At 63.1% G+C, this 20,798-nt stretch carries 11 protein-coding genes; 6 read left to right on the top strand and 5 right to left on the bottom strand.

Going from position 1 to position 20,798, the window contains the following annotated elements:
• Nucleotides 1-23 precede the first annotated feature (23 nt).
• Nucleotides 24-512, top strand: coding sequence for a YqgE/AlgH family protein (locus ACR9Y2_RS11425; protein ID WP_435041385.1), 489 nt, complete (start codon nt 24-26; stop codon nt 510-512).
• Nucleotides 513-593: 81 nt separating this feature from the next.
• A complete protein-coding gene (locus ACR9Y2_RS11420; RefSeq protein WP_435041384.1) occupies nt 594-2,237 on the top strand; it encodes an AMP-binding protein in 1,644 nt (547 codons plus the stop codon).
• Nucleotides 2,238-2,249: 12 nt separating this feature from the next.
• On the opposite strand, the gene ACR9Y2_RS11415 is transcribed toward ACR9Y2_RS11420, so the two are convergent.
• The 4 genes from ACR9Y2_RS11415 to ACR9Y2_RS11400 form a co-directional block, all read right to left on the bottom strand.
• Entirely contained in the window at nt 2,250-2,486 is a 237-nt protein-coding gene (locus ACR9Y2_RS11415; protein WP_435041383.1) for a hypothetical protein, read from the bottom strand.
• 166 nt (nt 2,487-2,652) lie between these two features.
• Nucleotides 2,653-5,286 (bottom strand): ABC transporter permease, encoded by a 2,634-nt coding sequence (locus ACR9Y2_RS11410; protein WP_435041382.1) that lies wholly within the window; start codon nt 5,284-5,286, stop codon nt 2,653-2,655.
• A complete protein-coding gene (locus tag ACR9Y2_RS11405; protein ID WP_435041381.1) occupies nt 5,283-5,618 on the bottom strand; it encodes a PadR family transcriptional regulator in 336 nt (111 codons plus the stop codon). The genes ACR9Y2_RS11410 and ACR9Y2_RS11405 overlap by 4 nt, the downstream gene beginning before the upstream one ends.
• 90 nt (nt 5,619-5,708) lie before the next feature.
• The gene (locus tag ACR9Y2_RS11400) at nt 5,709-6,569 is read right to left on the bottom strand and encodes a hypothetical protein (protein ID WP_435041380.1); all 861 of its coding nucleotides are present in this window, start codon (nt 6,567-6,569) and stop codon (nt 5,709-5,711) included.
• A gap of 249 nt (nt 6,570-6,818) precedes the next feature.
• Between ACR9Y2_RS11400 and ACR9Y2_RS11395 the strand changes: the two genes are divergently transcribed.
• The 4 genes from ACR9Y2_RS11395 to ACR9Y2_RS11380 all read left to right on the top strand — a co-directional run bounded on the left by ACR9Y2_RS11395 (nt 6,819) and on the right by ACR9Y2_RS11380 (nt 11,136).
• Entirely contained in the window at nt 6,819-8,549 is a 1,731-nt protein-coding gene (locus ACR9Y2_RS11395; protein ID WP_435041379.1) for a carboxypeptidase regulatory-like domain-containing protein, read from the top strand.
• An 18-nt stretch (nt 8,550-8,567) separates the two neighbouring features.
• Nucleotides 8,568-9,425 (top strand): hypothetical protein, encoded by an 858-nt coding sequence (locus ACR9Y2_RS11390; RefSeq protein ID WP_435041377.1) that lies wholly within the window; start codon nt 8,568-8,570, stop codon nt 9,423-9,425.
• A 5-nt stretch (nt 9,426-9,430) separates the two neighbouring features.
• Nucleotides 9,431-10,174: a hypothetical protein gene (locus ACR9Y2_RS11385; RefSeq protein WP_435041376.1), complete on the top strand. Its 744-nt coding sequence runs from the start codon at nt 9,431-9,433 to the stop codon at nt 10,172-10,174.
• Between the two features lie 65 nt (nt 10,175-10,239).
• On the top strand, nt 10,240-11,136 hold the full coding sequence (locus ACR9Y2_RS11380; protein ID WP_435041375.1) for a hypothetical protein: 897 nt from the start codon (nt 10,240-10,242) through the stop codon (nt 11,134-11,136).
• A gap of 434 nt (nt 11,137-11,570) precedes the next feature.
• Here ACR9Y2_RS11380 and ACR9Y2_RS11375 read toward each other — a convergent pair whose 3' ends face one another.
• Nucleotides 11,571-20,741 (bottom strand): hypothetical protein, encoded by a 9,171-nt coding sequence (locus ACR9Y2_RS11375; RefSeq protein ID WP_435041374.1) that lies wholly within the window; start codon nt 20,739-20,741, stop codon nt 11,571-11,573.
• Nucleotides 20,742-20,798 lie beyond the last annotated feature (57 nt).

The following is a 20,798-nucleotide window of genomic DNA, read 5'->3' as shown; positions in this document are numbered from 1 at the left end:
CGGGCTTCCCGGCGCGGATATCCATGCCATTGAAACTGGCCGCCCTGGCACTTCTGGCTGCCTCGATCCTCTCCGCGCAGGAGCCTCGCCCTGGAGTACTGCTAGTCGCCAGCCCGCAACTTCGGGACGAAGGATTCGCCCGTACGGTGATCCTGATCATCAGCAACGACGGGCAGGCTGCCCTCGGACTAGTCCTCAACCGGCCATTGGGCGATGGGCGTTTTGCCGGCGGACCCGTTGCCACAGGCTTCCGGTCGTTGGTCCGCATCCCACAGGGCCGGAAACCACCAGCGGGACCGGCGTTGCTGGACGGCGTCCATCTCATCGACCGGGCGCAGCCTGCCACCGCGGATTCGCGCACCTTCGCCGGTTACACAGGCTGGTCCAGCGCCCAACTCAGAGACGAGATCCGCCAGGGGTTGTGGCGTGTCGTGCCCGGCAAACCCGCCCTCCTGTTTGATTCCGAGCCCCGTACCCTCTGGCAGCGGCTCCAGCCCCAAAGGCCTCATTAAAGATATTCATGCCTGAATAGATCGAACCTATTCGCGGTTTATCTCCGGGCGCAGTACATTGGGGCTTTGGGCAGAGGTAAGATGACCAGCACCACCATGGAGTGTGACCTTCGTAGCTATACGCACGGACCGGACGCAGGAGTCTGGGAGAGATCCATCGGAGAGGTGCTGCAAGCCACACGGGCGTCGTGTGGGAGCCACCTGGCCCTGGTCTCACGCCACCAGGATCTTCGCTATACCTGGGACGAACTCATCCATGAGGCGGAGCGGGTCGGCGCCGGCCTCTTTGCCCTCGGGCTGAATCCAGGCGACCGCGTGGGCGTGTGGTCGACGAACTGCGCCGAATGGGTCCTGCTGCAGTACGCCTGCGCGCTTTCCGGCCTGGTGATGGTGAACGTGAACCCGGCGTACCGGTCGCACGAACTGCGCTATGTCCTCAAGAAGAGCCGCATCCGCGTCCTGTTCCTGCACGAATCCGATGCCCGGGCAAATTACCGCGCCATCCTGGCCGAGTCAGTGGCGGGCGTGGAATGTGAGTTGGAACGCACGCTTTACCTCGGCACCCGCGACTGGCAGGCCATGCTGGACGCCGGCGAAGAGTTCAGAGCCCCGCTGATCCTGCCCGGCGATGTCGCCAACATCCAGTACACCTCCGGCACCACCGGTTCGCCCAAAGGCGTGCTACTGACGCACCGCAACCTGATCAACAACGGCCGTTTCATCGGTGAGCGGTTGGGCGCCAGCGAGCTCGACCGCATCTGCCTGCCGGTGCCGCTCTATCACTGTTTCGGCTGCGTGATCGGGACGCAGGTCGCCGCCGCGACGGGCGCCGCCATCGTCCTGCCGGCTGCCTCGTTCGATGTCGTCAAGACGCTGGAAGCGGTGGAAGCTGAGCGCGCCACCGCGCTCTACGGCGTCCCCACCATGTTCATCGCCGAGCTCACCCACCCCGCGTTTTCGCGCTTCGATCTCACCTCGCTGCGCACCGGCGTGATGGCTGGCGCACCCTGCCCGATTGAGGTGATGCGGCGCGTTGTCGACGAGATGCACTGCCCGCAGATCACCATCTGTTATGGGCAGACCGAGAGCTCGCCCGTGAGCACGATGTCGAGTATCGACGATCCCTTGGAGTTGCGCTGCACCACCGTCGGCCGGGCGATGCCGGCCACCGAAGTGAAGATCGTGGATCCCGCCAGCGGCCACACCCTGCCCCCCGGGGAACCCGGTGAACTCTGCACTCGCGGCTACCTGGTGATGCGCGGCTATGACGGAGACGACGAGGCCACGGCGAAGGTGATCGATTCCGAGGGCTGGCTGCACTCCGGCGATCTGGCCGTGATGCGGCCGGACGGCTGCTTCCGCATGGCCGGACGGTTGAAGGATATGATCCTGCGCGGCGGCGAGAACATTTACCCGCGCGAGATCGAGGAGTTCCTGTACACCCACCCCAAAGTTTCGGAAGCGCAGGTGGTGGGCCTGCCCGATGCGCGCCTGGGGGAGGCGGTGCTGGCCTGGATCCGGCTGAAACCGGGGGTCACCGCCAGCGAGGAGGAGATCCGGAGCTACTGCGAGGGCAAGATCGCCTACTTCAAGATTCCGGCCTACATCCGCTTTGTCGACGAGTTCCCGCTGACGGTCACCGGCAAGGTGCAGAAGTTCAGAATCCGCGAGGTCGAAATTGAGGAGCGAGGGCTGCAGCACCTGACTCGCACGCTGACGGCCTAGCAGTCAGCGGTCTCACGGCGTACTGTTTCGATCCGTGCGAGGTTTGGGTTTCATGAAGAACAAGTGCTCCATCGCGCAGTCGAGCAGGACGCCGGCAAAGAGATAGACCGCCATGAACAGGATCACGAAGATATCGATCGATTTGTGTTCGTAGTAATGCCAGCCGAGCATGCAGAGGTAAATGGGAAGGCCGAGTGGCTTCAATGTGCGCTCCACCCGCTGTCCAAAGGTCAGATCCTCCAATGACAAGCGCTGCCTCCTTACGAATGCAATGAATCAGCCGCCCGACAGAATCGAGCTTGTCCTCTGTCGCAATTCTAACCTGCCGGTATTGGAGTGGGAACCGTAAGTGATCTGGCGGCGCTCCGTCCGACACTGCCCCCACCAAGTTTGCGACGGCCCACCGATTTGCCAGTCAGTCATGCCGCAGGGCGGTCATGGGCTCGACACGCGCTGCGCGTTGCGCCGGCAGGTAAGCGGCGATCAATCCCCCGGCGCCCAGCAGAACCACCGCGGCCGCGATGATCCTCGGATCCGTTTCGGTCAATCCGAAGAGCATTGAGCGGACCCAGCGCGACGCTGCCCAGGCCGCGGGTAACCCCAGGAGCACACCGATGCCGATGAGGCGCAGCGCGCCGCGCGCCACCATCCACTGAACGACTTGCGGCCTGGCGCCCAGCGCCACACGGATGCCGATCTCCTTAGTCCGCCGGACCACACTGTAGGCCAGCAAACCGTAGAGTCCGGCACACGCCAGCAACAGGCCCAGCACACCAAAGCCGCCGGCGAGATTCGCCATCAGCCGTTCCTGCACCAGAGTCTGTTCCACCTGATCGGACAGTGCCCGGACCTCCAACGGATTGCTGGGGAATGTGGGCTGAAGTTCTTTGCGAAACTCCTCGGCTACATGGGCGAGCGAACCGGAGGCACGGATCTCCAAGGCGGCCGAGCGGGGCGCCTGCTGGAAGAAGGGCACGTAGACCGTAGGATGCGGCGGTCTTCGCAGCGCACCGGCCGCTACATCCGCGACGACGCCAACGATTTCGAGGTCCCCGGCAGGCTTGGCTACCGTCGCCGTCAGATGCTCCCCGATGGGGCTGCGGCCGGGAAAATGGCGAGCCGCGTAGGCGGCGTTGACGATCGCCACCCTGACCTCGCCGTCGTCGCGTTCACTGAACTCGCGCCCTGCGATGCGGCGCGTCTGCATCGTGGAGAAGAACTGCGGTCCGGCCGCCACGAATATGGCGTTGTCTTTCTCCGGCAGAACCTGTCCCTTGGGCACGGCCGCCTCTGACCAGGTGGAGCCGCTCAGCGGAGTGTGGCTGGCAATACTCGCCGAGGTAACACCGGGAAGCCTCCTGACCCGCTCCAGCACGTCCTTGTAGAGCGCCAGCAAGCGCTCGTCTGTGTAGCCTTCGCGCCGCCCGTCAACGTCCACCAGCAGGACCCCCTCACGGCGGAAGCCCGGATCCACATTCTGCAGATTCTGCAACGTGCGCACGAACAGCCCGGCTCCGATCAGCAGCATCAGGGAAAGCGCCACCTGGAGGCTGACCAGGGACGAGAGCAGCCGGGACCGCGAACGGGCGCCGCGTGCGTCCTCCTGCAGCGTGTTCGCTCCGCCCAACGCGGTTGCCTGCAGCGCTGGAGCGAGGCCGAACAGTATGCCGGTCGCCAGCGCCACCGCGCTGGTAAAGGCCAGCACCCGCCAGTTCGGTGTCAGGTCGAACTGCACCAGCCGCCCGCGGAACTGCCCGCCGGACAGCAGCGTGCCTAACAGAAGGCGGGCCGTGATCCAGGCCACACCAACTCCAAGGACGGCCCCAATGGATGCCAACAGAGTGCTCTCGGTCAGCAACTGCCGGATGATGCGCCCCCGCCCGGCGCCAATCGCGAGCCGGACGGAGATCTCGCGCCGGCGGGCCGTGGCTCGCGCCAGCAGCAGGCTGGCCACGTTCGCGCATGCGATCAGCAGCACCAGCCCTGTTACACCCAGCAGCACCATCAGCGGCTTCTGGAAGATCGCCCGAAGGAAGGTGTAGCCGGTCCCGCCCGGCACAAGCATCAGCGGAGTTTCCTTCATCTCCTTCCGTTGGGCCGCCGGCCAAGCCGGGCTGACCGCGCGTTCCGCGATCTGCGGCCAAACCGCAGCCAGGTGGGCCGTGGCCTGCTGGACCGAGAGGCCGGGCCGCGGCCTGGCGAGGACGCGCAGCCAGTAGATACCCCGGCCCAGGAGCGGCTCGTCGACCGGCTGCAGGATTGGTAAAGCAGCCACGGCGACGGTGATATCGGCGGGAGAGCCGACGTTCGCTCCCGTGAAGCCGGCCGGGCTCACGCCAACGATGGGGACGGCCACGCCATGGATCGAAATCATCTGCCCGATGACCTCGGCGCTGCGGGCATATTGGCGGCTCCAGTAGCCATCGCTGATCACGGCCGCCGGCGCGGCTCCGGGCTGATCGTCCTCGCTTGTCAGCAGCCGGCCCAGCGCCGGATTCAGGCCCAGCGTTTCGTAGAAGGACCCGGTGACCCAGGCTCCGGGCACGCGGTTCAGGGAGCCGGCCAGGCCAACCGTGAACTCGGCGCCGCTGAAGCCGCAGACGCCCTCGAAGATCGTCCGCTCTTCCGCCAGTGCGTTGACGATCGCGTAAGAGAAGGTATCACCGGCAAAGTCGGACTTCGAGGTTCCCATTTTGACCTGGACCAGCGATTGCGGGTCTCGCACAGGCAGCCAGCGCAACATCAGCGCATCCACCAGGCTGAAGATCGCGGTGTTCGCCCCAATCCCCAGGGCCAGCGAGAGTACGGCGGTCGCCGTGAAGCCGGGGTTGCGCCGCAGCGTCCGGAACGCATATTGCGCATCGCGGTACAACTGCTCAAGCAGTGTCCAGTTCCAGGCCGCGCGTCCTTCTTCTGCTACCCGGGTCAGGTTGCCGAGTTCTCCGGGTTCGGCCATTTCGGCCAGGGCCATCAGTTCCTCCTGCATGTCTCGCTCTTCCTCACGCCGGTAGGACGGCAGGAGATACTTCAGCCTTCGAACCAGGCTCATGATTTGCCTCCTTCCGGCATGGGCCCCATGACATGGCCGACAGCGGTAACGAACTCGGCCCACTTCGAATGTTCCTGTTGGAGTTGTTGGCGGCCCTCGGAGGTCAGTTGGTAGTACTTCGCGCGCCGCTTGTGCTCGGAGACCTCCCAACTGGATTCGATCCAGCCCTTCAGCTCAAGCCGCTTCAACGCGGGGTACAGTGAGCCGAATTCAATGTCGAGCGCCTCGTTCGAACTGCTGCGGATCGCCTTGGCAATGCCATACCCGTGAAGTGGGGCAAACAGGAGAGTCCGCAACACGAGCATCTCGAGGGTTCCTTGGAGGAGGTCCATATGGAGACAGTCTATATAAAGACAGTCATCATAACAATGGATTTTTGGGCGGTCTCCGTGAGTTGTTACGTCTGCGTCGCGCTACGACGCCTATCGCACTGTGGTCCCCTGGCTGGCGCAAGGACGAAATCCGGCGCCTCTCAACTCCGCTGACTGCATGCGTTGAAAGAGCGCCGCCGCCACCAGGATTTCGTTGAAGGCGGTTCCGCTATGCCCGAAATACTCTCGAGTCTTGGTGATGGCGGCACTCGCGCTGAGGACGGCCGGGAATGGGCCTCTGGGATCCGGCGCGTACTTCTGCCTGCCGCAGGCCGGACACACCCTGGGCGCCACGCCCTGCAGATTCAGGCTGGCCGTCTTCTCCAACTTCAGCTGGACTACCGTTTCCAGAGCCGTGCCCGATCGATGGTGCAAGACTGGGCCGCACTCGACTCCGAACGGGCGGAACACCGACTCCCATCGATCCCTCCGGACAAACACCTCGTCCGGCACCCAGTTCAGCTTAAGAATCGACCTGCGCCCCCACGCCGGTTCCTTCTTCATCCGAAACGGCGCTTTCTGCCGCGTACCAATGCCGCAGGCCATGCACCGTTCGCCCATGTCGTAGTTCACAAGTTCAAAGGGTAGACAACGCAACCCAGGGACCGCGGTGATATCGGAAGGCTCAGGGTATCCACTCGTCCAGCAGTAGTCAAAGGCGAGATAACCCGCCGCTGCCTTTTCCTCGCTGGTGAAGGCTGTCTCTATCCGCCAGCCGATGTAACCCTGGCCGGCCTCAAGTTCCGCGAGTAACCGGGAGACCTCATTCCAGCGCGTATCATCCTCGGCCACCTGGAAGAATACCGGTCTCCCGCGAGGGCCAGCATCAGAGAGCTCAAAGCCCAAGCCGACAAGCCGGGCAATTATTGCCTTGTCATCGCCGTCAATCGTCAGAAAATGGATGATCCGCATAGGCCGATCCCACACCATGCTGGAGTCGTTCGAGTAAGAATCACATCTCTTTCGTCAGGTCCATGAGCAATTCGGGGCGCTCCGGCAACACCGCAATCATAGCCGCTACCCGCGTCTCAGGTAAGTGGGACAGGCCGGGCAGCCGAACCGGGTCCGTCTTCTTCGCACGCATCTGCCTACAAACCCAAGTCTCCTAATAGGTTCAAATTATAAGAATTAAAACTGCACGGTTTTATACTTGCCCCCACGATGGCGAGAATCTTCTTCTGGGCAACCCTGGTCTCCGTCTGCCCGCTGCTCACCGCGCAGTGCAACCTGGCTAACGTCAATGGGATCATCACGGACCTCCGCCGGGATGCGGTCCTGAACGTTGTAGTGCAGGCGCGCAACGATGAGACAGGCTCTGTTCGCTCAGCCTCCACGGACCCCACCGGGCATTACGAGATCGTCGGCCTGCTGCCTGGACCCTACACCATCGAGGCACAAGCGCCGGGCTTCTCCACGGCGACCCACGCCGTGCGTCTAGAGGTGGGACAGAATATGCGCCTCGATCTAAGCCTCACGGTCGGTCCAGCCAGAAGATCGGTGGAAGTCTCCTCTACCGTCGATATGCTGAAGACCCAGGACGCAGCCATTGGGGAAGTCGTTGAGACGAAATCGGTCAAGGAACTGCCCCTCAACGGACGGTCCCTGCTGGACCTCGCGCTCACCGTCCCCGGCTCGCACCAGGGTCATGGCGCCCAGACCGGCTCAATGAATCCGCTCTACTGGCGGCCGGGCCAGAACTCCTCATTGACCATCGGCGGCAACCGTCCCAACGCTAATTACTTCCTCATTGACGGCGCTGTCAATACGGACCCGACCTTCAACACACAGAACCTCAGCCTCTCGCCCGACGCCGTTCGCGAATTCCAGGTGCAGACCGGCAGTTACAGCGCCGAATTGGGCGGCGCAGGCGGCGGGCAGATCAACATCGTCACGAAGAGCGGCACGTCGAAGTATCACGGCACGGCCTACGAGTTCCTGCGCAACGGCGCCATGGATGCTCATAGCTTCAACGAAGACCCGGGCGGTAAATTCCTCGTCCAAAACAACTTCGGAGCCGCCCTGGGCGGGCCGCTTATCGGCAGCAAGACATTCTTCTTCGCCAACTACGAAGCGCTGCGTCGCGTGAAGGCCGTCACCTCCATCGGCACCGTCCCCATGGAAGAGGAGGCCAACGGCGATTTCAGTGGCGCGGGCGTGGACATCTACAACCCGTTCAGCCAGCATGCCAACCCGGACTACGATCCGTCGAAGCCGGTCAGCAAGACCAATCCCCAGAACTTCCGTGATCCTTTCCCTGGCAATGTCATTCCCTCCAATCTGCTGAATCCCGCCGCCCAGCTCATGCTGAACCGTTACGTGCCACGCCCCAACACAATGGATATGGGCGCGATGATCATGGACGGGGTGCCTTCGGTGGTCGGCGCCGGAAACGACTCAAACAACTTTCTCGATCAACGCAACCAGCGCAATACCAACAATCAAGGCACGCTCCGCGTGGACCGCGTTTTTGACCAGGTTGGCAACATCACCGCACGGTTCTCAGGCGGAGCCGAGCACTGCTTCACACCCCAGAACCTGCCGGGCTTCGGACTGTTCCACGACAATCTCTCACAGAACGCGAACATCGGCTGGACCCGGGTCCTGACGCCCAATCTTGTCAATACAGCTTTGATTGCCTACTCGCGACTCGCTATGACGCATTCCGAAGAGAATGCCGGAGTCAACGACATCGTCGGCCAGTTGGGAATCCAGGGTGTTGGTTTCGGCGGGGCCCGCGCCTGGGGCGCTCCCAACTTCAACGTCCAGGGCTACTCTGCATTCGGCGACACCTTCCAGGCCACACCCATGCAGAGTTGGGACACCATTGTGGAAGGCCGCGACACGCTCTCGTGGCAGCACGGCCGCCATAGCTTGCGGGTGGGCGGCGCTTAGCGCCGCTTCATCTGGCCCATGTGGGCCTATGTCCTCAGCCGAGGCTACTATCAGTTCACCAGCGGCTATACGACACGCACAGCCACGAACGATGGCACTGGCTCAGCCCTGGCCAGCATGGAACTGGGCCTACCTGCTGTCCGGCAGCGCCAGGTGGGCTCTCCGCGCATGAACCTGCGCCAATGGTACGCCGACGCATATGTGCAGGACACCTGGCGCGTCACCACCTCGACGACTTTGAACCTCGGCCTGCGCTACGAGTTCATGAGCCCGCTCACCGACGTTTCCAACCAGTGGGCCGGCCTCTTCGTGACGCGGGAAAAGCTCACCGCGTACATCGGCGGACAGATGGGCACGCCGAAGGGCCTCTTCTACCCCAACAAACTGAACTTCGCGCCGCGCGTGGGCATCGCGCAGCAAGTCCGCCGCTACGGGCTCGTTGTGCGCGCCGGCTATGGCATTTTCTATACACCGGTCGACATGAACACCTGGTGCAACAACCTCCATAACGTACCCATCATCTTTCCGGAAACCAACCAGAGCGACGCCTTCACGCCTTCCATCCGCACATTCGACTTCGCCGCGCCCGTCGTCGGCAGGACGGTCACCAGCTTTACTGCGTTCGACCCCTACCAGGCGCCGCAATATGTGCAGCAATGGTCGGCCTCCATCGAGAAGAGCCTCGGCCAGGCTACAACCCTCGAAATTGGCTATCAGGGCGATCGCGGCTTTCACCTGCAGCGGGCCCACCTGATCAACAATGCCCTGCCCGGCCCCGGCCTCATCCAGCCGCGTCGCCCTTACGGCAGCGCTACGTTCCTGCCGGTACGATCTTCCCGGACAGCGTCACTGTCGTCAGCAACACCATCCCGGTGAGCGCGGTGAATTGGCTCGAGAACACGGCCCAGAGCTGGTACGACGCCGGTTATGTCAATCTCCGCCGCCGCTATTCGGGAGGGCTCAGCCTGCTGGCCAACTACACCTACGCCAAGAATCTAAGTGATGCGCCCGATTTCCGCTCGCCCATGTTCGAAGCGGCCATTCCACAAAACAACCAGGACCTGAGATCAGAGAAGGGACCTTCCTGTGACATCCGGCACCGTTTCGCGCTGAGTGCCGTCTATGACGTACATTCTTTCCCTCACTGGAAATGGTCCCGCGCCTCCACGCGCAACTGGCAGTTGTCCACGATCTACCAGGCGCAGAGCGGCTTCCCCTTCACCATCTCAGTCTTTGGCGATACGGCCAATACGGGCGCAGTGCTTGGTGAGAACTCCGTTCGTACGAACTACAGCGGACAGCCCGTCTTCGGGCCGGGCACGCGCAACGCCCAGCAGTGGTTCAATCCCCTGGCCTTTTCCGCACCTGCGCCATACACGTTCGGCAACACAGGCAGGAACACAGTCTACGGGCCGGGCCAGCAGACGCTCGATTTCGCCCTCGCCCGCACCTTCGCCGTCACCGAGACCGCCCGGTTCCAACTTCGCTTCGAGGCATTTAATGCGCTGAACAAAGTGAACCTGGGCACCCCAAACCGCTTCGTGAACACCGCGCAATTCGGGACCATTACCGAGTCGTCCACTCCGGGCCGCCAGATCCAGCTCAGCGCGCGGTTTTCGTTCTAACCGCGGCCTGCGACGCTGCGAAGTCCTGTCGGGCGATGGGCCGCTCATGTGATGATGAATCCCAGATGCAGGAATACGTAACTGCGTTCGAGGTTTCAGGCGAATCCTCGAACTCTTCTTTCGGGCTTCTGGGCCTCGTTCTGGTTCTGGCCGCCGGCATTGTCATATCCGCGAAACTCTGGTTCAAATGGCGGCAGCCGCACTGGATCGTGCCATTCTTCCTCTGCGCCTTTGGTCTCATCTGGATCTACCTGGGCATCTGGTTCCACAACGAGGGATTGGCGGCGATGACAGCCTTACAATCCGGCCGCTACTCGATCGTGGAAGGGATGGTGACCGATTTCCACCCAATGCCCTACAACGGACATGATGCTGAATGTTTCTCGGTCCGGTCCAAGCGGTTCTGCTACTCGGATTACGACGTGTCGCCCGGGTTCCGCAATGCCGCTTCGCATGGCGGCCCGATCCGCCCTGGCCTCTCCGTTCGAGTGACATATTTCGGGCCAACGATCCTGCGCCTCGAAGTCGCGAAGGACCAGATGCCGACGGCCTTGGAATCACGAATCGCCGCCGAGCTCTCGAGAGAGCAAGTTGGCAAGCAACAGGCGGGAGACCCGGTCCTCCAGGCCATCGAGACAGCATTCGCATTCGTGGCAGCCGGCATGACCTTGTTGTGGAATCTTCAATGGAAATGGACGATGGGGTTCTGGTTGCGCCCCCCCTACCAGCGCGCAACCGAGTACGCAGCCCGGGCGTTCTTCGGCCTATGCCTGATCGGCTCGCTCTCGGGGCTGATCGACCAGCTGCGGCGCTACCCGCTAACAAGGCAGAATCTAGGCCCGACGGCGTTGGCCACTGCCATCCTCTGCCTCTTTGTCGGGCTACTTATCGCTTTCGTATTCTGGACCAAGAAACGGCGCGATCACGCAACCACGGGACAGGCGGACAATACGCCCACCTGAATTACCAATCCATGAGAGAAACCCGTAGGAAACTTGTCCGCCTCGCACTCAATACTCGTGGCTGCTGGCGTTCAATGAACATTGTGTATCGGAATCAGCCGGTTGAAGCGCGGGCGCAGAGCGGGTGAAGAGGGACTGGAACGAACGGACCTGCCTGAATTCCGAGCACTTTGTTTGCACACGCGATTCCCAGGCGGATGAGTCCAACGCCAATGCGTCCGTCAGCGCCAATTGCGACCAACTCATCCGCCCTTACCTGCCCGTCTTACTCAGCGTTATGGCCCCGCGATTCCAAAGTTCTGGAAATCGGCTCCGGCGTTGGCCGCAGGACTCGCTAGTTCGCCGACGCATTCGGCGAGGTAGATGGCCCGCAGTATGCGGGCGCCGGCAATCGTGCACCGGCGCGCTCTGCCGTAGATTTCCTTCCTATCCAACTATGGAATCGTCCACGTCCCTTTCTGCTGCCAGCCGGTATCGCGACTCAGCGCGTCCATCGTTCGCAGGTACGACTTCTTGGTTCCGCTCATCGGCGCCTTCAGCGTCAGCGGCACACCCAGGATCAGGTTGCCGCTTACATTCTGAACCGTTGTTCCCGCGGTGTTGACGGAACAGGCCGAACTGCTGAGTGCATTCGAATTCGCTCCGGGCGCCACCGGCCCCAGGAAGAAGCCGACGTCGGAGGAATACATCCACAGTCCGTTTCCAGCCCTGTCGTAGTGGACGAAACAGAACGGCTGACCGCCGCCATCCGTCGCAGCAGCCACCAGGAACTCCTCCCAACCGAGAGCCGATCCCGTGAAGCCGGGCGGATCGGGGAAGGTCAGCGTGAAGGTAGGACTGGCGCCGGTGCCGCTGGCCGGGCTCACTGTCAGATTCCCGACGGGAGCGGCCACCTGAGTCCAGGTGCCGCGCTGGACTGAGCCGGTGTCGAAGTCCGTATCGTCCATGGCTCGCATGTACACGTTTCGGACTGCGGCCGCTTTGAACACAACCGCCATATTAAGCGTCAGGTTCGAGCCACTGCCCGAGACAGTTGAACCAGCGGTGTTCAGGGCGCAGTGCGAACCCTGCAGGACGCTGGAAGCCACGCCTGGCGTCACCGGCCCCACGAAGAAACCAAAGACGTCCGAGTAGAGCCAGAAGCCATTGCCTTGCACGTCATAGTGCAGGAAGCAGAAGGCCTGGCCGCCCCCATTGGGCGCCACGGCGAAGAGCAACTGGACCCAGCGGAGCTTCTGATAGCCCTGCGCGCCGCTATAGACGGCCTGGAAGAGCTGCTGCGCGCCGCTGCCCGACGCGGGCGTGATGCTGACCGCCGTGGTGCCGCTGACGCTCAGCGGATCGCCCGAGGTGTTGTTGGACAGGTTGATATCGCCTCCACCTGCGATGGAGGCGATGTTGCTCACCGCCGGGTAAGCTGTCGCCAGAACCGTCGCCTTGAGAGTGATGGCTGAAGCAGCGCCCGCCGCCATGGCATTGGAGTTGGTGCAAGTGACGATCTGTCCCGCCGCCGCGCAGCTCCAGCCTGTGCCGCTGGCGCTCAGATAGCTCAACCCAACCGGCAGCGTATCCGTTACGGTGATTGTTCCGCTGCTGGCGATCTGGCCAAGATTGCTGATTGTCAGGGTGTAAGTGGCTTGGCCTCCAATTGTGAGCGGCCCGCCATCCGACATGGCGATCGTCAGGTCCGCGTAGCCGTTGGGTAGCGACTGGACCGGCACCAGGGCCAGACTGGGCTGGCCGTCACCTGCCTTGCCGAAGTCCTCGCTACCCCACGCGCGCACCGTTCCGTCGCTCAGAATCGCGATGCTGTTCTCGCCGCCGGCGGCCACTGCAGTGGCGCCCGGCAGCAGGGCGACTGGCACCGGAGTCCAACGGTTCACAATGGTGCCATCACCCAGTTGTGCCGCTGTGTTCCGCCCCCATGCCCAAACGGTTCCGTCATTCTTCAGCGCCAGCGTATGCTGCCCGCCGCCGGAGATCGCAACCACGCCCGCGAGCGCCGGCAGCTTGAGTGGGGTCGCGTGTACGGTATTGGTTCCGTCCCCCATTCCGGAGGAGTCGTTGTTCCCCCAAACCCAGACGCTTCCGTCGGAGCCGAGCGCTGTGCTGTGCCGGTAGCCCGCCGAGATGGCCTGGATTCCGGAAAGCCCCACCACCTGGACCGGAGACAGGCGAGAGGTGGTCGTGCCGTCGCCGAGCGAACCCGACGAATTGTCACCCCACGCCCACACCGTGCCATCAGTCTTCAACGCGAGCGTGAAGAGATCGCCAGCAGCCGCTTTCGCAACAGCGGTTAATCCAGGTACCTGGGCCGGCACGGGCCGGTTGGTCGTCGTGCCGTCACCCAGTTGACCTTGGGAGTTGTAACCCCAACTCCACACCGTTCCATTCGGGAGCACCGCCAAGCTATGACTCATACCCGCCGCGATGCTGGCCACACCGCTCAGGCTGCCCACCTGTGCAGGCGTCAGCCGGCTGGTCGTGGTGCCGTCGCCCAGTTGCCCGTAGACGTTATCGGCCCAGGTCCAGACAGTCCCATCCGTCTTCAAAGCCATGCTGTGACCCATGCCCGCGGCCACCTGCTTGACGCTCGACAGGCCGGAGACAGCCACCGGGGTGGAACGCATCATGGCCGTGCCATCCCCCAGCAAGCCTAAGACGTTGTTGCCCCAGGCCCTCACAGTTCCATCCGTCTTCAGCGCCAGGAAGTGATTCTCACGGCCGGATGCCGCCGAAACTCCGCTGAGCCCGCTAACCGTCACCGGAGTGGAACGGAAGAGGGGTTGTCCATTCCCCAACTGTCCATAGTTGTTCGAGCCCCAGGCCCAGGAGCTGCCATCCATCTTGACCGCCAGACCGTTCCCGTAGGAAGAAAGACAACCGGCAGCGATGCCGGTAACACCGGTCAGGCCGCTGACCTGGACGGGCGTTGTCCTCTGCGTCATGGTCCCGTCGCCGAGCTGCCCGCCCATGTTGTCACCCCAGGCCATCACCGTTCCATTCTTCAACCGCGCAAAGGAGCTGTATCTCGCCGCGCCCACTTGAGCTGCGTTGGAAAGACCGGCAACCTGCACCGGAAGTGACCGCATGGTCGTGGAGCCATCGCCGAGCTGGCCATTCACATTGTTTCCCCACGCCAGAACGGTGTTATCCGAACGGAGCGCCAGGCTGTGATAGTAGCCGCTCGCCACCTCCACCACATTGCTTGCGTTCTTCACGGGCACGGCTGTCAATCTGGTAGTTGTCGTGCCGTCGCCCAGTTGGCCGTAGGAGTTCGCCCCCCATGCCCACACGCTGCCATCGGCTCGCGCGGCCAGTGCGCTCTGATTGCCCATCGCGATCGAGGTGGCGCCCACCAATCCTGCTACCTGCACCGGATTGCTTCGATCGATCGTAGTTCCGTCACCAAGTTGGCCGGCATTGTTGTAGCCCCAACTCCAGACAGTTCCATCGGACTTCAGGGCCAGGCTGGCTGACGGGCCGGCGGCAATTCCCACCACACCGCTCAGCCCCGCCACCTGCTGCGGCGTGCTCCGGCTATTGGTAGTCCCATCGCCGAGTTGGCCTCTGCCGTTGTACCCCCACGTCCAAACTGTCCCGTCCGCCTTCAACGCGAGACTGTGGTAGTTGCCGGCCGCCACCTCAATGATGCCGGTCAGGCCCGGAACCTGTGCGGGTGCGTTGCGTTGAATGGTGGTCCCGTCACCCAGTTGTCCGTACCCGTTGTAGCCCCATGCCCAAACGGTAAGGCTCGGCGTCGTCCGCAGTGAGTGGCCATAGCCGACAGCAACCGCGATATGAGCACGGCTGGTGGCCTGCTGGCTGACCGGACTGACGACCGTCGAAGAATTATTGGCCGTATTCACGTCCCCTGTTGTCGCCACGGTGGCCGTATTCGAAACAGAGGGATAGGCCGCCTGAACCACATTCACGTACAACGCCAGGTTGGTACTACCGGAGGGGTAAATCACCGCATTGCTGGTGCACGTCACAGTCTGTCCGCTGGCGGAGCAGCTCCACCCGGGACCGGAGGCTGACGCGTAGCCGAGCCCGGAGGCGAGCGTGTCGGTGATCGTGATGGGGCCGCTGGTCGCGGATCCACCCTGGTTGGTCAAGGAGAGCAGGTAAGTCGCCTTGGCGCCAACCGCGAATTGAATACCAGCCGTCATGGTCAGTGCCAGATCCGGCGGTGGCACGGAAGCGATAGCAGTGGGCACTGCCGTTGTGAGTACCACACCATTCGCCAGCTGGCCATAACTGAACGAGCCCCAGCTCCAAAGAGATGTGTCGCTCTTCAGGGCGAAGGACTCGTATCCGCCCGCGGCTACTGCCGTCACGCCGCTGATGCCGCTGACTGGCGCTGGCAATAGACGATTGACTACGGTGCCGTCTCCCAGTTGCGAAAACTGGTTGTAGCCCCAGGACCAGACCGTGCCATCGCTCCGGCGAGCGAGCATATGATACCCTCCTCCGCTGAGAGAAGTGACCGATGTGATTCCTGCCGCCTGTACCGGCGTCGTCCGCTGGGTCGTCGTGCCGTCGCCTAGCTGTCCATAGCCGTTCCACCCCCACGTCCAAACCGTTCCATCGGTTTTGACTACGGCGCTGAGGGAATTGCCCGCCGCTACCTTGATAACCCCGGTCAGCCCGCTCACCTGTTGCGGCGTCGGACGATTGGTTGTGGTTCCGTCGCCGAGTTGACCGTTGCCGTTGCTGCCCCAGGTCCAGACGGTCCCATCGCTCTTCATCACAACGGCGTGACCAGACCCGCCCGCAATTGCTACCGCTCCTGTGAGCGCCTGATACGGAGTCGATCGGTTGGTGGTGGTCCCATCGCCCAACTGTCCCGAACCGTTCGCCCCCCAGGCCCAGACGGTTCCATCGTTCCTGAGAGCAAGACTGAACGACTGGCCGGCCGCCAACGCGGTGATGCCCGTCAAGGCTGTCACCTGCACCGGCGCTGTCCGTGTGGACGTCGTCCCGTCACCCAGTTGTCCGCTGCCGTTCCCTCCCCACGACCACACAGTGCCGTCGCTCTTCAACGCCAACGCGTGAGTATCGCCGGCCGCAACGCTGACAACGCCCGCGAGCCCCGCTACCTGAGCAGGAACGCCCGTGCTCCAGCCCGTGGCTCCATTCCCCAATTGCCCGTTGAGGTTGCGGCCCCACGTCCAGACGGTTCCATCGGATTTGGCCGCAATTCCGAAGTTATACCTGACAGCGGCCGAGACAACGCCGGTGAATCCGCCGGCTGTCGCCGGGACGGCACGCTGAACGGCGGCACCGTCTCCCAACTGGCCGTAGATATTGCTCCCCATCGAGTAAATGCTGCCATCCGTGCGCAAGATCAGGCTGTGCAAGGTACCCGCGGCCAAACCTGCCGCTGGCCCGGCGCCTGCAATCAAGGTCGGAGTGAACACGTTCTGGATGCTGTTGTTGCCCAGCTGTCCGTCATTCGCATAGCCCCAACCCCAAACCGATCCATCACTACGCAGTGCGAGGTTGTGGTCGACACCCGAAACGAGCGCAATCACCCCGCTGATCCCCAGCGTCTGCACTGGGGTGAGGCGTTGACTGCTAGTCCCGTCGCCCAGATGGCCAACTGAGTTCAGTCCCCAGCCTCGAACCGTGCCGTCGCCCATCAGGGCCAAGGCATGGCTGACGCCCGCCGAAACCGCGATGGCCCCGGCCAACCCACTCACCGGCAGCGCCGTACTGCGTGACGTCGTCCCGCCGTCGCCCAACTGCCCGGCGCTGTTGTTGCCCCAACTCGAAACAGTTCCATCGCTCTTCACTGCCAGGGCGAAAGCGGAACCAGCCACGATGCCCACTACTCCGGTGAGTCCGGTAACCTGTACGGGTGTGTTCTTCGTGACCGTCGTGCCATCGCCCAACTGCCCGTTTCCATTGGTGCCCCAGCACCAGACCGTGCCGTCCGACTTAAGTGCCATGCTGAAGCTGTCCCCGGCTGAGATGGCGATTGCATTCGTCAATCCGCTCACCTGAACTGGTACGAGCCTTTGGGTATAGCTGGCGTCTCCCAATTGCCCGGAGCCATTGCCGCCCCAGCCCCAGACGGTTCCGTCACTCTTCAGCGCGAGCATGTGGCTGGTCCCGCCGGCCATCGCGATGATGCCGCTAAGTGATCCCAGCACCTGCTGTTGCGTGGAGCGCGAAACCGTTGTCCCATCACCCAGTTGTCCGCTCAAGTTGTCGCCCCAACTGAAGAGGCCTCCGCTGCCGGTCACGCGGAATCCCGAATTGCGCCCGGAGGCGATCAACCCGACACTCGGCAGTTGCGGCGTCACCTTCGTCACCGCGGTGGAGGTGTTATTCGCCGTATTCGTATCCGCAGTATTCGTCAGCGTCGCAGTGTTCGTAATCGTGCCTGGCGCTGAGGTGCTGACACTGACCAGAATGGCGACGCTGGTGCCGACTCCGGAATACACCGGATTCACGGATACGCACGTGACCGTCTGCCCCGAAGCTCCGCACGACCAGCCTGAGCCAAAGGCTGACACGTACGTCAGGCCTGCCGGCAACACATCGGTCAGGGTGGTGACCCCGCTGCTGGCCATTCCACCTGCATTGGTCACCGCCAGTGTGTACGCCGCATAGGAGCCCAGGCGGAACTGCCGCGCCGCTGTTTTGGTCAGGACCAGATCGGCCGCAGCAGCATTCAGTGCGGCGGCACCCGTCGCCGAGAGCAGGGTAGAGCCTTCAGCCAGTTGTCCATGTCCACGCGAGCCCCAACCCACCGCCGTTCCGTCTGTCAGTACGGCCATACCCTGGTTCACGCCCGCCGCAACGGAACTCACTCCGCTGATTCCCAGGATCTGAACGGGAGTCGTGCGCTGGATCAGGCTACCATCGCCTAACTGCCCGAGACCGTTATAACCCCACGACCAGATCGTGCCGTTCGTCAGGACAGCCAGCGAGTGGTTCTGCCCGGCGGAGATACCCGCCACATTGGTCAATCCGGTCACGCGCACTGGAAGCGCCCGGCCCGACGTGCTGCCGTCGCCGAGCTGCCCGTTGCTGTTCTGCCCCCAGCCCCATACCGTGCCATCGCTCTTGAGAGCCAGCGTGTGATTGTTGTTCGAGGAAATCGCGACAACGCCCGTGAGTCCGGACACCTGTACAGGAGTATTCCGCTGGATCGTCGTACCGTCGCCGAGTTGCCCGTTGCCGTTCTGCCCCCAGGCCCACACCGTGCCATCATTCTTCAGCGCGAAACTGGAGGTATTGCCGCCCGCCACCGCCGTAATACCCGTCAAACCGGCCACCTGGACAGCCGTATTGCGGTTGGCGGTAGTGCCGTCACCCAATTGCCCATAGCCGTTGTAACCCATGGCCCAGACGGTTCCGTCGGCCTTCACCGCCAGGCTGTGGTTGAGGCCCGCAGCAATCGCCGTCACGGTAGTCAGTCCCACCGCCTGCAGCGGCGTGTTCTGATTCGTATTTGTTCCATCACCCAGTTGGCCGCCCCAATTTATACCCCATGACCAAACGGTGCCGTTATTTTTCAAGGCCAGGCTGTGCGCATAGCCCGTCGCCACGGCGGTCATTCCGCTCAGGCCGCCAACCGCGCCCGGCAGGTTCGCTGCCAGTCCGTTCGAACCATTGCCCAATTGGCCATATGCGTTCTGGCCCCACGACAACACCGACCCGTCGCTCTTCAAGGCCAGCGCATGCGTACTGTTCAACGCAATTCTGGTGACGCTGCTCAGCCACCCTGTGCTGACCGGAGACGTAAAAACGGTCACGTTACCGGTCCCCAACTGCCCTTCCTCGTCAAACCCCCACGAAACGACGCTCCCGTCCGCCTTCATCGCCAATGTGTGATACCGGCCCGTAGCTGTGGCAGCGACCCCACTCAGCCCGCTTAGGGCGATGGGCGTGAATTGGTCGAAAACTGAGCCATTGCCCAATTGGGCTTGCCCGTTCTCACCCCACACCCAGAGCGTGCCATCCGACTTGACGGCCACGCTATGGTTCTGCCAAGCCGCGATCGCGACGGCGGAACTCACTGCACTCACCTGGACCGCTGTCAGCCTCGGGCTCGACGTCGCGTCGCCCAGCGATCCGGAATAGTTCGCACCCCAGGCCAGGACTGTGCCGTTACTCTTGAGCGCCAATGTGTGGCTGCTGCCGCCGGCTACCGCGGTGACTCCCGTGACTCCGGTGGCCTGCACCGGTGAGACCCGCGAGGTTGTGGTGCCGTCGCCCAACTGCCCTTGCGAATTGTTGCCCCATCCGCGCACGGTCCCGTCACTCTTTACGGCCAGCGAGTAGTACGCACCCGCGCCAACCGCACTGACGCCGGTCAACCCGGTCACGGCAACGGCCAGTGTCCGATTGGTGTTGGTTCCATCACCGATCTGGCCATCGGAGTTATAGCCCCATGCCCACACCGTCCCGTCGCTCTTCAACGCCAGGTTGTGCTCCATGCCCGTGGCGATGGAGACGATACCCGACAGGCCCAGCACCTGCACCGGAATCAGCCTGGTGATTGTGGTGCCGTCCCCGATTTGGCCCGCCCAGTTCTGGCCCCATGCCCACACGGTCCCGTCGTTCTTCAACGCGACGCTATGTCCGTTGCCCGCCGAGAGGGCCACAATTCCACTAAGGCCATTTACCTGCACCGCCCGGCTCCGCTGTGCCGTCGTACCATCTCCCAATTGACCGGTTGCATTGCGGCCCCATGCCCATACCGTCCCATCGGAATTCAGCTTCAGGCTGTGCGACTGCCCAGCAGCCACCCAACCGGGCCCCACCGCATTGCGAGGCTGGCCAATCCAGGACGCCGCCATACGGGCCACGGACACCCCCGCCACGGCCTTCTGGCCGCCACTCGATGCCTCAGCTGACTCGCCCTCCTGGACCTCCATTTCCGACCCGCCTTCGATCCAGGCCAGCGCCCATCCGGCCGCCCAAGCCGTCGCTTTCACTTCCAGCGCCACGCTGAGAACCGTCCGTCCACCCTCTGCCACGGCAATGGCCCTCTCCGTCACCGACACGCTGCGTTCTATTCCGATCCTGCCCGGCCAGGCCGACGCACCGGGCGCCTTCTCCACTCCGACAATCCGCCCCTCCCGCACGGCCAGTTCACCCTTCAGGCTGACCCCACGCACCACTGTCGGACGCAGCAGCAGTCCAAGCGCTTCGCCCGGTGCGATGCCGCTCCAGTTCGCTCCAAATACGACCAGTGCACCATCACTCCGCAGCGCCGCGGTGAATGCATCGCCCGCCGCGATGGACTTCACTTTCGTCAGACCTTCCACCATCCGTGGCTGCGCATGGCACAGCAGCGACCCATCGCCCAACTGGCCTTCGTAGTTGCAGCCCCAAGCCCAAACAGTACCGTCTCTCTTCAGTGCCACTGAATGTTGTGTACCCGCGGCCACTGCGACGACGTCCTCCAACCCGTCCACCAGGCGCCAGCTTTCTACGCGCTCCATATCGCCGGTGCCCAACTGCCCCGAGCTGTTATCGCCCCAGGCCCACACCCGGCCGGAACTCGTCAGCACCAGCAGATGTCCGCCCTGAGCCGGCACCGCCAGGCGCGCCGCCCCTGCGATCGCACCCAGGTCTCTGCTCACGTAAGCAGCACCACCGGTCTCTTCAATCAGCCGGATCCGGCCTGGCTGCGCTGCATA

It is taken from the genome of Paludibaculum fermentans (assembly GCF_051172195.1).
In the GTDB taxonomy this organism is placed as follows: Bacteria; Acidobacteriota; Terriglobia; order Bryobacterales; family Bryobacteraceae; genus Paludibaculum; species Paludibaculum fermentans_A.
Note: the sequence above shows the minus strand (reverse complement) of the source record. Positions and strands in the feature narration are given on the sequence as shown.